The 15,269-nt window shown below is 65.5% G+C and carries 13 protein-coding genes; all 13 read right to left on the bottom strand.

Going from position 1 to position 15,269, the window contains the following annotated elements; all coding sequences use genetic code 11:
* Window positions 1-138 precede the first annotated feature (138 nt).
* Window positions 139-1,128 (bottom strand): ADP-glyceromanno-heptose 6-epimerase, encoded by a 990-nt coding sequence (rfaD, locus tag ASD87_RS13515; protein WP_056322266.1) that lies wholly within the window; start codon window positions 1,126-1,128, stop codon window positions 139-141.
* On the bottom strand, window positions 1,125-2,066 hold the full coding sequence (gene rfaE1, locus ASD87_RS13510; RefSeq protein ID WP_056322264.1) for a D-glycero-beta-D-manno-heptose-7-phosphate kinase: 942 nt from the start codon (window positions 2,064-2,066) through the stop codon (window positions 1,125-1,127). Before rfaE1 ends, rfaD begins: the two co-directional genes overlap by 4 nt.
* Entirely contained in the window at window positions 2,063-3,277 is a 1,215-nt protein-coding gene (lapB, locus tag ASD87_RS13505) for a lipopolysaccharide assembly protein LapB (RefSeq protein ID WP_056322260.1), read from the bottom strand. Before lapB ends, rfaE1 begins: the two co-directional genes overlap by 4 nt.
* 46 nt (window positions 3,278-3,323) lie before the next feature.
* Window positions 3,324-3,638, bottom strand: a complete 315-nt coding sequence (locus ASD87_RS13500) for a lipopolysaccharide assembly LapA domain-containing protein (protein ID WP_056322258.1) — start codon at window positions 3,636-3,638, stop codon at window positions 3,324-3,326.
* Between the two features lie 209 nt (window positions 3,639-3,847).
* A complete protein-coding gene (locus tag ASD87_RS13495; RefSeq protein ID WP_056322254.1) occupies window positions 3,848-4,210 on the bottom strand; it encodes an integration host factor subunit beta in 363 nt (120 codons plus the stop codon).
* Between the two features lie 3 nt (window positions 4,211-4,213).
* Window positions 4,214-5,926, bottom strand: a complete 1,713-nt coding sequence (gene rpsA / locus ASD87_RS13490) for a 30S ribosomal protein S1 (protein WP_056322251.1) — start codon at window positions 5,924-5,926, stop codon at window positions 4,214-4,216.
* A gap of 176 nt (window positions 5,927-6,102) precedes the next feature.
* A complete protein-coding gene (gene cmk, locus ASD87_RS13485; RefSeq protein ID WP_056322250.1) occupies window positions 6,103-6,789 on the bottom strand; it encodes a (d)CMP kinase in 687 nt (228 codons plus the stop codon).
* A gap of 15 nt (window positions 6,790-6,804) precedes the next feature.
* Window positions 6,805-8,127, bottom strand: a complete 1,323-nt coding sequence (aroA, locus tag ASD87_RS13480) for a 3-phosphoshikimate 1-carboxyvinyltransferase (RefSeq protein WP_056322247.1) — start codon at window positions 8,125-8,127, stop codon at window positions 6,805-6,807.
* A gap of 4 nt (window positions 8,128-8,131) precedes the next feature.
* On the bottom strand, window positions 8,132-9,034 hold the full coding sequence (locus ASD87_RS13475; protein WP_056322245.1) for a prephenate dehydrogenase/arogenate dehydrogenase family protein: 903 nt from the start codon (window positions 9,032-9,034) through the stop codon (window positions 8,132-8,134).
* On the bottom strand, window positions 9,031-10,152 hold the full coding sequence (gene hisC / locus ASD87_RS13470; protein WP_056322242.1) for a histidinol-phosphate transaminase: 1,122 nt from the start codon (window positions 10,150-10,152) through the stop codon (window positions 9,031-9,033). The genes ASD87_RS13475 and hisC overlap by 4 nt, the downstream gene beginning before the upstream one ends.
* Window positions 10,153-10,162: 10 nt before the next feature.
* On the bottom strand, window positions 10,163-11,248 hold the full coding sequence (gene pheA / locus ASD87_RS13465; protein ID WP_056322239.1) for a prephenate dehydratase: 1,086 nt from the start codon (window positions 11,246-11,248) through the stop codon (window positions 10,163-10,165).
* Window positions 11,241-12,371 (bottom strand): 3-phosphoserine/phosphohydroxythreonine transaminase, encoded by a 1,131-nt coding sequence (serC, locus tag ASD87_RS13460; protein ID WP_056322236.1) that lies wholly within the window; start codon window positions 12,369-12,371, stop codon window positions 11,241-11,243. Before serC ends, pheA begins: the two co-directional genes overlap by 8 nt.
* A complete protein-coding gene (gene gyrA, locus ASD87_RS13455; RefSeq protein WP_056322234.1) occupies window positions 12,371-15,031 on the bottom strand; it encodes a DNA gyrase subunit A in 2,661 nt (886 codons plus the stop codon). Before gyrA ends, serC begins: the two co-directional genes overlap by 1 nt.
* Window positions 15,032-15,269: the final 238 nt, after the last annotated feature.

Here is a 15,269-nt window from a genome sequence, read left to right as displayed (position 1 = left end):
GCCACGCCTTGTTCCCATCATCGGGCGCCGCCCCGCGCCGCGCCCGGCGAGTGAATCAATTCATCCAGCCCGGCAACCACGCAGGCGAAAAAAAGCCACCGCATGGCGGTGGCCTTGTCGGATCGGCTGCCGGAAGGATTACTTGCGGGCGCGCCAGTAGCGCACGTATTCGGCCACACCCGTCTGCACATCGCGCATGGGTGCCGTGAAGCCGGCGGCGCGAAGCTGCGTGACATCGGCCTGCGTGTAGCTTTGGTAGCGGCCCTTGAGGTCGTCCGGGAACGGGATGTAGCGGATCAGGTCCAGTTCGGCCAGCTGCGCCAGCGTCAGCTCGGCCTCGCCACGCTCGGCGCGCAGCGTGTTGACCACCGCGGCCGCCACGTCATTAAACGGCTGCGCCTTGCCGGTGCCGCAGTTGAAGATGCCGGATTGTTCGGGATGATCCAGGAAGTGAAGGTTCACCGCGACCACGTCTTCGACCGAGATGAAATCGCGGCTCTGGCCGCCATCCACGTAACCGTCCCAACCCGCGAAGAGGCGCACGTGCCCGTGTTCCAGGAATTGGTTCATGTTGTGAAAGGCCACCGAGGCCATGCGGCCCTTGTGCTGCTCGTGCGGGCCATACACGTTGAAATACCGCAGGCCGACGACTTGCGCCGTCAGGCTGTCCATGCGCTTGCGCAGCACCTGGTCGAACAGCAGCTTGGAATAGCCGTAGACGTTCAGCGGGCCTTCGTTGTCGGGATGCTCGACGTAGGTCGTCGACCCGCCGTACACGGCCGCGGAGGACGCATACAGGAACGGCACGCGGCGCGTCTGGCAGAACTCGAAGAGCTCCAGCGTGACGCGGTAGTTGTTGTCCATCATGTAGCGGCCGTTGCGCTCGGTGGTGTCCGAGCACGCGCCCTGGTGCAGCACCGCGCGGATATCGGGCAGGCTGCCGTCGGCGACGCGGCGGCGGAAGTCGTCCTTGTCCATGTAGTCGGCGATCTTGCAATCGACGAGATTGACGAACTTGTCGCCTTCGGACAGGTCATCGACGGCAATGATGTCTTCGATGCCGCGGCGGTTGAGCCCGCGAACCAGGTTGCTGCCAATGAAGCCCGCGGCTCCGGTAACGACGATCATGAGGATTCTCCTGCCAATTCCGCGGCGGTGACGACGGACGTGCCCAGCTTGCCCACGGCGATGCCGCCGGCCTTGTTGGCCCAGCCCATGGCTTCGGCCCAGGGCAGCCCGATGGCGCGCGTGACCGCCAGCGTCGCAAGCACGGTGTCGCCCGCGCCCGACACGTCGAACACTTCGTGCGCCTGCGCATCGGTGTGATCGCGTCCCGCATCGGAAAACAAAGTCATGCCCTGCTCGGACCGCGTCACAAGCAGGGCTTCAAGGTCCAGATCCGCGCGCAGGCGCTGCGCGCGATCGGTCAATTCGGCCTCGGAATTCCAGCGGCCGACCGCCTGCTGCATTTCCGAGCGGTTGGGCGTGACCAGGGTCGCGCCGCGATAGCGCGAGTAGTCATCGCCCTTGGGATCCACCAGCACCGGGATGCCTGCGCTGCGCGCCAGCGCAATCAGCGACTCCACGCGGGTCAGCACGCCTTTGGCGTAATCCGACAGCACCACGATGTCGTGGTTGGCCAGGTGGCGCGCCAGGGCCGCGTCCACGGCGTCCAGCGACGCCTGCGAGGGATGCTGTTCGAAATCCACGCGCAAGAGTTGCTGCTGGCGGCCCAGGACGCGCATCTTCAGGGTGGTGTGCAGTTCGTTGTCGGCGATCAGGTCGCCCTGGATGCCGGCTTCGGTGGACAGGCGCCGGACGCTGTCGCCGGCCTCGTCCTGACCCAGCACGCCGACCAGCGTGACATGGCCGCCCAGCGCGGCCACGTTGCGCGCCACGTTGGCGGCGCCGCCCAGACGATCTTCGCGGCGGGCGACCCGCACGACCGGCACCGGCGCTTCGGGGGAGATGCGCTCCACTTCGCCGAACCAGTAGCGGTCCAGCATGACGTCGCCAACCACGAGCACGCGGCTACGCGAAATGGCTTCGGCGGGAAAAGAGTTCATTCAAGTTCTTCCAGACGGCGCGGCGCATAGGTTTCCCAGGCGTTGCAGCCGGGACATTGCCAGTAGAAGCGACGCGCTTGAAAACCGCAATTGCGGCATGCGTAGCGATCGAGCCGTTGCGTGTGTTTGTGGATCAGGCTGCGCAGCAGGGTCAGGTCCGCGCCCGGCACCGGGCCGTGGTCGCCATCGCTGTCGCCGTTGGCCAGTTCGGCCTCCAGGAGGCGATCCAGGCCGAGCAGCGAAGGATGGCTGCGCAGCGCGCCGCGCGCGAAGGCCCAAGCCGTCGCCGCGCCCTGCTGCACGCGCAGTTCCCGGAACACCACGTTGAACAGATCCAGGGACGCATGACGGCCGTACTGCTTTTGCAGGAAGTCCAGGCCCGCAGCGGCCTGGTTGGCGTTGCGATAGTTCGCCAGCAACTGCTCGGCCACCAGCCCGGCGTACTCGGACGCGTCGGTCATGACCGATTCCAGGTACAGCCTTTCGCGCTTGGGATCCTGCTCGATCAGCGCCAGGCGCGCGCGCAGCATGGCGGTGCGCACCTTGGCGCCCTTGCTCGAGGCGGCCTCGGTGGTGGTCAGCGCGTGGTCTGCGGCATCCAGCGCCTTGTGCGCGCTTTCGACGTCGGCGGGCTTGGCCGCCAGCGCGGTCTGCGCCTGCTCGCAGTAGTAGTGCACGATTTGCGGGACGGGCTCGTCGACCAGGCCCTGCAAGGTCTTGACGGCCTCGATCGCACGCGGCCAATCGTGTTCGGATTCATAGATGCGGATCAGCGAGCGCAGCGCGGGCAACGCATAACGCGTGTCCTTAAGCTGCTCGAAACCGCTTTCGGCCCGGTCCAGCATCCCGGCCTTCAGGAAGTCCTGCGCCAGTTCGTGCTGTGCGTGTTCGCGCTCGGCCTGCGGCAGGTCGGAACGGTTCAGCAGGCTTTGATGCACGCGGATGGCGCGCTCCATTTCTCCGCGGCGGCGAAACAGGCTGCCCAGGGCAAAGTGCAGCTCCGTGGTTTCCGGGTCCAGCTTGGCGACCTCGACGAACGCGTCGATGGCGCGGTCCGGCTCTTCGTTGAGCAGGAAGTTGAGCCCGCGGAAATAGGAGTCAGGCAGGCTGCGCGTTTCCCGCAGCATCTGCCGGATATCGAAACGCGCGGCCAGCCAGCCCAGCGCGAACAGCACCGGGACGAAAATCAACCACCAAGGTTCAAAATCCACTATTCGGACTCATGCGGTAATTCGGTGCAAAAAAGCAGGCGCGATGTCACAGCGGCGACATGGGAGCGACGGCTTCGGGGGGCACGACAGGCGTGGTGCCGTTGGCGGCGGCCTGGATGCGATCCAGTTCGCGGCGCAGGCGGATGGCCTCGCGGCGGCGGCGCAGCGCTGCGGGAACGGTCAGCAGCAGCCCGAACACCGCGCCAAGCACGAATACGACCAGCATGACGACGATCAGCGGGACGTCCTGGATGACGTAGTCGGCGTAGAACTTCACGGCGACGGGGTCGGTGTTCTTCAAGGCGAACATCAACACCGCCACAAAGACGAGCAATCGCAGGGCCCAGACGAGATAGCGCATGGCGCATGCTCCAGATGATTCGAGACCGTCAATTGTAAGCGACGTCTTCACGGCGAGAGAAAAAAAAGCCCCAATGCGGAGCCCGGACAGCGAATGCCAAGGTGGGACGAACGCGTGAACGGGCGCCACAAAAACAAAGCCCCTTGATTTCTCAAGGGGCTTCGTTCGCGGTCCGATCTGCCCGAAGGCAGCTCTGCCTGGCCGACGCGTCAATGCATGGCGTGCAAACCTGCCATGGAAGACGGCATCGACTCGCTCGATCCGGAGGATTGAGCGTCCTCGTCATTGCCGCCGACCAGGTCCACCCGTTCGCGCAATTCCTTGCCTGCCTTGAAGTGCGGCACCTGTTTGCCAGGCACCAGCACCTGCTCGCCGGATTTGGGATTGCGACCGATGCGGGGAGACCGCTGCGACAACGAAAAACTGCCAAAACCGCGGATCTCGATGCGCTGACCCGAGGCAAGCGCCTGGGTCATTGCATCAAGTACGGTCTTGACCGCGTAATCGGTGTCGCGGGCGGCCAGCTGAGGATAGCGGGCCGCCAAGGCGGCGATCAGCTCCGACTTGGTCACGAATTAACCGTCGTTGCGCTGTTGGTCCAGCTTGGCCTTCAGCAGCGCGCCGAGGTTGGTGGTGCCGGACGAAGCGCTGGCGTCGGACATGCGCTGGATCGTGTCGGCGGTTTCGGCGTTGTCGCGGGCCTTGATCGACAGCTGGATCGAACGCGTCTTGCGGTCGATGTTGACGATCATGGCTTCGATGTTCTCGCCGGCGGACAGCACGGTGGTGGCATCTTCGACGCGGCCCGAGGAGATCTCGGAAGCGCGCAGGTAGCCTTCGACGTCCACGGACAGCGTAACCACGGCGCCCTTGGCTTCGACCGACTTGATGGTGCCCGGAACCACGGCGCCCTTGTCAAACGTGGCGACGAAGTTGTTGAAGGGGTCGCCTTCCAGCTGCTTGATGCCCAGCGAGATGCGTTCCTTGTCGGTGTCGATGCCCAGAACCACGGCTTCGATTTCGTCGCCCTTCTTGAAGTTGCGCACGGCTTCTTCGCCAGCTTCCGTCCACGACAGGTCGGACAGGTGAACCAGGCCGTCGATGCCGCCGGGCAGGCCGACGAACACGCCGAAGTCGGTGATCGACTTGATGGCGCCACGGACCTTGTCGCCACGCTTGAAGTTCGTGGCGAACTCTTCCCACGGGTTCTGGCGGCACTGCTTCATGCCCAGCGAAATGCGGCGACGGTCTTCGTCGATTTCCAGGACCATGACTTCGACTTCTTCGCCCAGGGTCACAACCTTGCGCGGGTCGACGTTCTTGTTGGTCCAGTCCATTTCGGACACGTGGACCAGGCCTTCGATGCCGGCTTCGACTTCAACGAACGCGCCGTAGTCGGTCAGGTTCGTGACCTTGCCGAACAGGCGGGTGCCTTGCGGGTAGCGGCGAGCCAGGCCCACCCACGGATCTTCGCCAAGCTGCTTGACGCCCAGGGAGACGCGGCTCTTTTCCTGGTCGAACTTGAGGACCTTGGCTTCGACTTCCTGACCCACTTGCAGGACTTCGGAGGGGTGACGCACACGGCGCCAGGCCATGTCGGTGATGTGCAGCAGGCCATCGATGCCGCCCAGGTCGACGAACGCGCCGTAGTCGGTGATGTTCTTGACCACGCCCTTGACCACGGCACCTTCGTGCAGGGTTTCGAGCAGCTTTTGACGCTCTTCGCCCATGCTGGCTTCCAGCACCTGGCGACGCGACAGCACAACGTTGTTGCGCTTGCGGTCGAGCTTGATGACCTTGAATTCGAGGGTCTTGCCTTCGTACGGGGTGGTGTCCTTGACCGGACGCAGATCCACCAGCGAACCCGGCAGGAACGCGCGGATGCCGTTGGTCATGACGGTCAGACCGCCCTTCACCTTGCCGGTGATGGTGCCGGTAACCAGTTCGCCGTTCTCCAGGGCCTTTTCCAGTTGCAGCCAGGCCGACAGGCGCTTGGCGCGGTCACGCGACAGGATGGTGTCGCCGTAGCCGTTTTCCAGGGAATCGATGGCCACCGAGACGAAATCGCCGGGTTGCACTTCGAGCTCGCCCTGGTCGTTCAGGAACTCTTCCAGGGGGATCAGCGCTTCGGACTTCAGGCCGGCGTTGACGACGACGAAATTGTGGTCGACGCGCACGACTTCGGCGCTGATGACCTCGCCGGACTTCATGTCCTGGCTCTTGAGGCTTTGTGCGAAAAGGTCGGCGAAGCTTTCGCCGCCGGTGGCGGTAGTGGAAACGGAAGACATGGGGTTGAAATCCATTGGGCCGAAATGGCCGTTAAGAACACACCGCAGCGGATTGCCCGCCACAGTGGAGTCAAAATACCTGCCGGCTGGCTGACCCTTGCGGGGTGGCCCGTGGGGGAGTCGCCTGGCTTGAGCAGGGCCTAATCAAAAAACTGCTTTAAGTGCTGCGTCGCGCATCACTGGCTGGCTTGCTGCCAGAAATCCAGTATTGCCTGCACCGTTTCTGCGATTGTCAGGTTGGACGAATCCAGCACGTGTGCATCTGCTGCGGGAGCGAGCGGCGCGGTGGCGCGCCCGGTATCGCGCGCATCACGCTCGCGCATATCCCGCAAAAGGTCGTCTAGATTAGCAGAAATTCCCTTTTCGATCAACTGCTTACGCCGCCTCTCCGCCCGGGCGACAACGTCGGCCACCAGGAAGACCTTCAGGGACGCATCCGGGAACACGACGGTGCCCATGTCACGGCCGTCCGCCACCAGGCCAGGCGGCAGCCGGAACGCGCGCTGGCGCTCGAGCAGCGCCTGCCGCACGCCGGGAAAGGCAGCCACGCGGGACGCGAAATTGCCCACTTCCTCGCGGCGGATGTCATGGCCCGCATCGGCGCCCTCGAGGTACACGTGGGGCCCCTCGAAACGCACATCCAGCGTCTCGGCCACGCGCGCCACGGCCGGCTCGTCCTCGGCGGCAACGCCCCGGTTGATGGCGGCCAGCGCGGTCAGGCGGTACAGCGCGCCGCTGTCCAGCACGGCCCAGCCCAGCGCCTTGGCGACGCGATGAGCCACGGTGCCCTTGCCGGAGGCGGTGGGGCCGTCGATCGTGATGACCGGGGCCAGTGAGGCGGAAGTTGAAGCTGTCGAAGTCATGGATGCCATGCAGCGCTAGGCCGACACCAGGCCGGCGTAGACGTCAAAGTAACCCGGGAACGTCTTGCTGACACAACCGGGGTCGAGAATGCGGACCGCCGCCGGGCCAAACGCCGCCAGCGAGAAGCACATGGCCATGCGATGGTCGTCCCAGGTGCCGATGTGCGCATCGCGCCAGGCGTCCTGCGCCGGCGGCGTCACCTGCAGCCAGTCGGGGCCGGATTCCACCCGTGCACCCAGCTTTTCAAGCTCGGTCTGCATGGCGTGGATGCGGTCCGTCTCCTTGACGCGCCAGCTGCCGATGTTGCGCAGCCGGCAGGGGCCGTCGGCATACAGGGCCAGCGCAGCGGCCGTCATGGCGGCGTCGGGAATCAGGTTGAAATCGGTGTCGAAAGCCTTCAGGCGCGCGCCGTCGGCGACCTGCACACCCGAGACTTCGATCCAGCCCGGGCCGTAGGTGACCTGGGCGCCCATGTCGGCCAGGGTGCTCGCGAATCCCACGTCGCCCTGGATGCTGTCGGCGCCCACGCCGGTCACCCGCACGGGGCCGCCGCCGATGGCGCCCAGCGCCAGGAAATACGACGCCGTCGATGCGTCCCCTTCCACGGCGATCTCACCCGGGCTGCGGTATGCCGCGCCCGCCTCCACCACGAAACGGCTCCAGCCATCCCGCTGCACCAGCACGCCAAAGCGCGCCATCAGGTTCAGGGTGATTTCGATATAAGGCTTGGAGATCAGCTCGCCCACGACCTCGATGGTCACCGGCTTGCCGCTGCGGGCCGCCTGCAGCGGCGCGGCCAGCAGCAATGCGGTCAGGAATTGGCTCGACACCGAACCCTGCACGCGCGTCACGGCGTTCTCGGCGATGTCGCCGCGGCCGATGTGCAGCGGCGGATAGCCCGGCTGCCCCAGGTAGTCGATGCGCGCGCCCAGCGCGTTCAGCGCATCGACCAGGTCGCCGATGGGACGTTCGTGCATGCGCGGCACGCCGGACAGGCGATAGTCGCCGCCCATCAGCGCCAACGCCGCCGTCAGCGGGCGGATCGCGGTGCCGGCATTGCCCATGAAAAGGTCGGCGCTTTCCACCGGAAAGCGGCTCACGCCCTGCACCGTCACGCGGCCGGCGTCCAGGTCGGACACCTGCACGCCCAACTGGCGCAACGCAGCCAGCATGACGCGGGTATCGTCGGAGTCCAGCAGGCCGGTAATGACGGTCGTGCCCTCGGCAATGGCCGACAGCAGCAGCACGCGGTTGGAAATGCTCTTGGATCCCGGCAAGGCCATCATGCCCTGCGCGCGCCGCACGCGCGGCAGATCGAGGTAAGGCAAAGCGCCCATTGAACTACTCCTTGCGCCAGCCGCGGCGCGCACGCGCCGCCGTGTCCAGCAACGTCAGCAAAGCCTCGCCGTCGCCATCGGCAATAGCGCGCTCGGCACGGTCCAGCACCCCGCGCACCGCAGCCAGTTCGGCCAGCATCGCGTCGCGGTTGGACAGAAAGATGTCGCGCCACATCTCGGGCGATCCGGCGGCGATACGGGTGAAGTCGCGAAAGCCGCTGCCCGCCAGGTCAAGCCGGGTCTGGGCGTCGGCGGCCGTGGCCACCTGTTCCATATACACCGCGGAAAGCAGATGCGGAAGATGGCTGACCGACGCGAGCACACGGTCGTGCGCGCCTGCCTCCATGTCGATCACGTCCGCGCCGCAGGCCTGCCAGGCCCGGCGCACCAGCGTCAGGGCGGCTGCCTGGTTTTCCGGCACGGGCGTGAGGATGACGGTGCGACCGCGATACAGGCTGGCGTCCGCCGCCTCCGGCCCGGTACGCTCGGCGCCCGCGATGGGATGGCCCGGGACGAACTGCCCAATGCGGTCGCCCAGCGCCTCGCGCGCGGCGTCGACCACCTCGGCCTTGGTGCTGCCGCCATCGGTCAGGATGGTATTGGGGGCAAGGTGCGGCCGCATCTGCGACAGCACGTTGGTCAGGCCGCCAACCGGCGTGGCCAGCATGATGAGATCCGCCTGGGCGGCCGCGGCTTCCGCTGGCACGGCCTCGTCGATCAGGCCCAGCGCGACGGCGCGTTCCAGCGACTGCGCATTGCGTCCCACGCCCAGCACCTTGCCAACCTGCCCGGCTTGGCGCAAGGCCGCCGCGAACGAACCGCCGATCAAGCCGACGCCAACTACTGCCAACACAGGAATCAGGGGGCCCGCGGCCCCCTGATCGCAAGAAGGTAACGCGTCGTTCATGCGGTCAGGATGGCGGTCAGGGCGTCGATGAATCGGGCGTTTTCATGGGGCAGTCCAATGGACACGCGCAGCCACTCCGGCAGGCCGTCGCCGGCCACCGGACGCACGATGACGCCACGCTTGAGAAGTTCAAGGTTGATGCGCGGCGCGTCGCCCACGTGGACCAGCACGAAGTTGCCGTAGCTGGGCACGTAACGCAGGTTGAGCTTGTCGAACGCGGCGCAGAGCTGAGCCTTGCCCGCCTTGTTGGAGGCGTAGGCTTCTTCCAGGTAGTCCGCATCGCCGAGCGCGGCGATGGCCGCGGCCTGGGCCAGCGTGTTGACGTTGAACGGCTGGCGCACGCGGTTCAGCAGATCGGTCAGGCCGGGCTGCGCGACCGAGAACCCGACACGCAGGCCCGCCAGGCCATAGGCTTTGGAGAACGTGCGCGACACGATCAGGTTCGAATAGCGGCGCACCAGCGCGGTGCTGTCAAAGCGCAAATCGGGGTCGAGGTATTCGTTGTAGGCCTCGTCCAGCACAACGGTGACGCGGTCGCCATGGGCGGCCTGCACGCGTTCCAGGAATTCGGCGACCTTCTCGCCCGGCACGAAGGTGCCGGTCGGGTTGTTCGGGTTGGCGATGAACACCAGCCGCGTGTCGTCGGCGATCGCCTCGAACATCGCATCCAGGTCATGGCCGTGGTCGACGGCGGGCACCACGATGTGGCGCGCGCCGCGCGCTTGCGTGGCCAGGCGGTAGACCGCAAACGAGTGCTGCGCGTACACCGCCGACGTGCCCGGTTCCAGCAGCGCGAGCGCGGCGATTTCCAGGATGTCGTTGGAACCGTTGCCCAGCGTGATCCAGTTCATCGGCACGCCATAGCGTTCGGCAAGCGCCGCCTTCAGGTCGAAACCGTTGGGGTCCGGATAGCGCGCCAGCGATTCGGCGGCGGCCAGCATGGCCGCGCGCGCCGACTTGGGCATGCCAAGCGGGTTTTCGTTGGAAGCGAGCTTGACGATGGTGGCCGGATCCAGCCCGAACTCGCGGGCCAGTTCTTCAATCGGCTTGCCGGCCTGGTACGGGGCAATGGCACTGACGTGCGCGGGGGCAACGAGGGGCTTGGATGCGTGGGTCATGATGTGGGATTCACTGCGCCGGGTACGAGCCCAGCACTTTGAGGTAGGCAACCTGCGCCTGCAAGGCTGCCAGGGCGCGCTCGACATTCGGGTCGTTCCGGTGGCCCAGGACGTCGACGTAGAAATAGTATTCCCACTGGCCGGTGCGCGCCGGGCGCGACTCGAAGCGCGTCATCGACACGCCGTTGGCGGCCATGGGCGCCAGCATTTCATAGACGGCGCCCGCGCGGTTGGGCACCGCCAGGATCAGGCTGGTCTTGTCCTTGCCGCTGACGAGCGGCTCGATGTTGCCGATCGCCAGAAAGCGGGTGCGGTTGTGCGGGTCGTCCTGGATGCCGGCGGCGATGATCTGCAGGTTCCAGGCAGGCGCCGCGACATCGCCGGCAATCGCCGCGATGGTCGGATCCCCGGCGGCAGCGCGCGCCGCTTCGGAGTTGCTGGACGCGGCCACGCGCTCGACGTCAGGATAGTTGCGCGTCAGCCAGCCCTGGCACTGGGCCAGCGCCTGCGGATGCGCGGAAATGGTCTTGATGCCGTCCATGCTGCCCGATTGCGACATCAGGCAATGACGAATCACCAGCGAACGCTCGCCCAGGATCTTGAGCGGGGTGTTCAGCAGCAGGTCCAGGCTGCGGTTGACGGCGCCTTCGGTCGAATTCTCGACAGGCACCATGCCCACGTCGGCCTGTCCGGCCTCGACGGCCCGGAAGACTTCGTCGAACGAGGCGCAAGGCAGCTTCTGCACCGCATGGCCGAAGTGTTCCAGCGCGGCCTGTTCCGAAAACGAACCCTGCGGGCCCAGGAACGCGACCGTCATGCCGCGCTCAAGGCCGCGGCATGCGGAAATGATTTCGGTCCAGACCGACGCCACGCCGGCATTCGGAAACGGACCCGGATTGATCTGCTGCAGGCGGCGGATGACTTCGGCCTCACGCTCGGGCCGCAGCACGGGGCCATCGGCGTGCGCCGCATGTTTGGCCTCGCCCACTTCCAGCGCGGCGCGGGCGCGCTGCGACAGGAGATCAAGGATTTGCGCATCGAGGTCGTCGATACGCTTGCGCAGGGGAAGCAGCTTGCGCTGCAGCTCTTCATCCATGGCGGCGCTCGAAGTCCTTCAGGTACTCGACCAGCGCCTTCACGCCTTCGAGCGGCAGCGCGTTGTAGATGGAGGCCCGCATGCCGCCCACGCTCTTGTGGCCCTTCAGCTGCGTGAGGCCCGCTGCCTCGGCGCCCTTCAGGAAGGCGTCGTTGAGCGACTCGTCATGCAGCACGAACGGCACGTTCATGCGCGAACGCACGGGCGCGTGAATGGGATTGCGGTAGAAACTGGTGCTGTCCAGATAACCGTACAGCAGGTCGGCCTTGGCCTTATTGGCCGCTTCCATGCCCGCCACGCCGCCGTTGGCCTTGACCCACTTGAACACCAGGCCCGCGATGTAGATCGCAAAGGTGGGCGGGGTGTTGTAGCGCGAGTGTTCGGCGGCCACGTTGGCGTAGTCGAACGCGGACGGGCAGATCGGCAATGCCTGGCCGATCAGGTCGCGGCGCGCGATGACCATGGTGACGCCGGCCGGACCAGCGTTCTTCTGCGCGCCGGCGTACATCATGCCGCAGCGCGTCACGTCCATCGGGCGCGACAGGAAATGCGAGGAAGCGTCGATGACCAGCGGCACGTCGGGCGCGCCCAGGTCGGCGGTATCGGGCCAATCCAGGAACTCGACGCCGCCGATGGTCTCGTTGCTGCACAGGTGCAGGTAGGCCGATTCCTTGCGCACCTGCCAGGTGTCGGCAGCCGGTACCCAGGTCAAGGGCGCCTGCTCGCGGCCGTCGATCTGGGTGGCGTGGTCGGAACTGGCCGCGATATGCGTGCTGCCGTAGCGGCCGGCTTCCTTGTACGAGCGCTTGGACCAATGGCCCGTCACGACGAAGTCCGCAGCCGGCGCGCCGCGGCGTCCCATGAGATTCATGGGAACGATGGCGTTTTCCCCGGAACCGCCGCCTTGCATGAACATGACGGCGTAGTCCGCCGGCAGGCCCAGCAGGTCGCGTAGATCGGACTCTGCTTCATCGCAGATCTGCACGAAATGCTTGCCGCGATGGCTCATTTCCATCACGGACATGCCGCTGCCGTGCCAGTCCAACATTTCTGCAGCGGCTTGCTGCAGCACCACCTCGGGCAGGACCGAGGGGCCGGCCGAGAAGTTCCAGGGGCGGGCCATTATTGCTCCGTAGGTTCCGTCGAATCTGCTGCGTCGCTGCTGTCGTCGCCACCGGCTTGCTGGCCGTCTTCGTCCAGTTCGCCGTCGTCGTCCGCATCGCTTTCCACGACACGGCGCACGCCGGACAGCGTGCTGCCATCGTCGACGTTGATCAGCGTGACGCCCTGCGTCGCGCGGCCCATTTCGCGGATTTCCGCGACGCGGGTGCGCACCAGGACGCCGCCAGTGGTGATGAGCATGATTTCATCCGTGGGCGTGACCAGCACCGCACCCACGACCTTGCCGTTACGCGAGGTGGTCTGGATGGCGATCATGCCCTTCGTGCCGCGGCCGTGGCGCGTGTATTCCGCGATCGGCGTGCGCTTGCCGTAGCCGTTTTCGGTGGCGGTCAGCACCGTCTGCGTTTCGTCGCCGGCGACCAGCAGCGCAATCACGGTCTGCGTGTCTTCGAGCATCATGCCGCGCACGCCGCGGGCATTGCGGCCCATCGGACGCACGTCGTTCTCGTCGAAGCGCACGGCCTTGCCGGCGTCCGAGAACAGCATGACGTCATGCTTGCCATCCGTGAGGTCGGCGCCGATCAGGTAGTCGCCATCGTCAAGGTCGACGGCGATGATGCCGGCCTTGCGCGGGTTGGAGAAGTCGGACAGCGGGGTCTTCTTGACCGTGCCGCGCGAGGTCGCCATGAAGACGAAGTGGTCTTCGCTGAATTCCTTGACCGGCAGCACCACCGTGATCTTCTCGCCGTCGGCCAGCGGGAACATGTTGACGATCGGCTTGCCGCGCGAATTACGCGTGCCCTGCGGCACTTCCCAGACCTTCAGCCAGTAGACGCGGCCGCGGTTCGAGAAGCACAGCAGGAAGTCGTGCGTATTGGCGATGAAGAGCTGGTCGATCCAGTCGTTTTCCTTCATGGCCGTGGCCTGCTTGCCGCGTCCGCCGCGCTTTTGCGAACGGTATTCGGACAACGGCTGGCTCTTGATGTAGCCGCCGTGCGACAGCGTCACAACCATGTCGGTCGGCGTGATCAGATCTTCGGTATCCAGTTCCGTCGCGTTCAGTTCGATTTCCGAACGGCGCGAATCCTTGGCGCCGGTCGAGAACTCGGCCTTGATGGCCTGCAGTTCTTCGCTGATGATCGTCGTGATGCGCTCGGGACGAGCCAGGATGTCCAGCAGGTCGGCGATGGTGGACATGATGTCCTTGTATTCGCCGACGATCTTGTCCTGCTCCAGCCCGGTCAGGCGTTGCAGGCGCATGTTCAGGATTTCCTGGGCCTGGGTGTCGCTCAGGCGGTACAGGCCGTCGCCCTGAAGGCCGAACTCGACGCCCAGGTCGTCCGGACGGAAGGCCGCGCGGCCTCCCGGCGTGTCGCCGTCGGCGCGCGACAGCATTTCACGCACCAGCGACGAATCCCAGGACTTCGCCATCAGTTCCTGGCGGGCCACCGGCGGGGTCGGCGCTGCCTTGATGATCGCGATGAAATCGTCGATGTTGGCCAGCGCCACCGCCAGGCCTTCCAGCACGTGGCCGCGCTCGCGGGCCTTGCGCAACTGGAACACGGTGCGGCGCGTGACCACTTCGCGGCGATGCTGCAGGAAGTAATCGATCATCTGCTTCAGGTTGAGCAGGCGGGGCTGGCCGTCGACCAGCGCCACCAGGTTCATCCCGAAGGTGTCCTGCAGCTGGGTGTTCTTGTAGAGGTTGTTCAGCACGACCTCGGGCACTTCACCGCGCTTGAGCTCGATGACAAGGCGCATGCCGTCCTTGTCGGACTCGTCGCGGATGTCGGAGATACCTTCGATCTTCTTGTCGTTGACCAGCTCGGCAATGCGTTCCTGCAGCGTCTTCTTGTTGACCTGGTAGGGAATCGCGTCGATCACGATCGCCTGGCGATTGCCCTTCTCCATGTCTTCGAAGTGCGTCTTGGCGCGCATGATGACGCGGCCGCGACCCGTGCGATAGCCTTCGCGCACGCCGGACATGCCGTAGATGATGCCGCCCGTGGGGAAGTCCGGCGCCGGGATGAGCTCGATCAGCTCATCGACCGTGCACGCCGGATTGCGCAGGCAGTACAGGCAGCCGTCGACCACTTCCTGGAGGTTGTGCGGCGGAATATTGGTGGCCATGCCCACCGCGATGCCCGAGCTGCCGTTGACAAGCAGGTTGGGCAGGCGCGACGGCAGCAGCAGCGGTTCCTGTTCGCTGCCGTCGTAGTTGGGTCCGAAATCGACGGTTTCCTGGTCGATGTCGGCCAGGAGCTCGTGCGCGATCTTGGCCAGGCGGATTTCGGTGTAACGCATCGCGGCGGCGTTGTCGCCGTCGATGGAACCGAAGTTGCCCTGCCCGTCGACCAGCATGTAGCGCATGGAGAAATCCTGCGCCATGCGGACGATGGTGTCGTAGACGGACTGGTCGCCGTGGGGGTGGTACTTACCGATGACGTCCCCGACGATACGCGCGGACTTCTTATAGGCGCGGTTCCAGTCGTTGTTCAGCTCGTGCATCGCGTAGAGCACGCGCCGGTGGACGGGCTTCAAGCCGTCCCGCACATCCGGTAGCGCCCGACCGACGATCACGCTCATCGCGTAATCGAGGTAACTGCGGCGCATCTCTTCTTCCAGCGATACCGGAAGCGTCTCCTTGGCAAAGGAATCCATATATATAACGACAGAATCGTGTAAGGAGGAACCCGGGCCGGGTAAACAGGAAATTCTATCATTCGATTGAGGGACCGGTCGGATGGGCCGTCGGAAGGCGCCGCAAGCGGACCGCGACGGATCGATCGGAAACGCCGCCCGGCCAAGCCCACCCGCGCCCCGCGGCCCTGTTGTCAAAAACCAACATGGGAAACGGCAGGAGTGCCGAAAACGTCATATCCAGCATTAATGCGCCTGT

Source organism: Achromobacter sp. Root170 (genome assembly GCF_001428165.1).
Lineage (GTDB): Bacteria > Pseudomonadota > Gammaproteobacteria > Burkholderiales > Burkholderiaceae_B > Achromobacter > Achromobacter mucicolens.
This window is presented reverse-complemented; position numbering and strand designations above follow the sequence as displayed.

Coding starts and splice junctions, on each gene's coding strand:
- rfaD (WP_056322266.1), bottom strand. CDS start 1,128: ATGATCGTCGTTACCGGAGCCGCGGGCTTCATTGGCAGCAACCTGGTT.
- rfaE1 (WP_056322264.1), bottom strand. CDS start 2,066: ATGAACTCTTTTCCCGCCGAAGCCATTTCGCGTAGCCGCGTGCTCGTG.
- ASD87_RS13500 (WP_056322258.1), bottom strand. CDS start 3,638: ATGCGCTATCTCGTCTGGGCCCTGCGATTGCTCGTCTTTGTGGCGGTG.
- rpsA (WP_056322251.1), bottom strand. CDS start 5,926: ATGTCTTCCGTTTCCACTACCGCCACCGGCGGCGAAAGCTTCGCCGAC.
- cmk (WP_056322250.1), bottom strand. CDS start 6,789: ATGACTTCGACAGCTTCAACTTCCGCCTCACTGGCCCCGGTCATCACG.
- aroA (WP_056322247.1), bottom strand. CDS start 8,127: ATGGGCGCTTTGCCTTACCTCGATCTGCCGCGCGTGCGGCGCGCGCAG.
- ASD87_RS13475 (WP_056322245.1), bottom strand. CDS start 9,034: ATGAACGACGCGTTACCTTCTTGCGATCAGGGGGCCGCGGGCCCCCTG.
- hisC (WP_056322242.1), bottom strand. CDS start 10,152: ATGACCCACGCATCCAAGCCCCTCGTTGCCCCCGCGCACGTCAGTGCC.
- pheA (WP_056322239.1), bottom strand. CDS start 11,248: ATGGATGAAGAGCTGCAGCGCAAGCTGCTTCCCCTGCGCAAGCGTATC.
- serC (WP_056322236.1), bottom strand. CDS start 12,371: ATGGCCCGCCCCTGGAACTTCTCGGCCGGCCCCTCGGTCCTGCCCGAG.
- gyrA (WP_056322234.1), bottom strand. CDS start 15,031: ATGGATTCCTTTGCCAAGGAGACGCTTCCGGTATCGCTGGAAGAAGAG.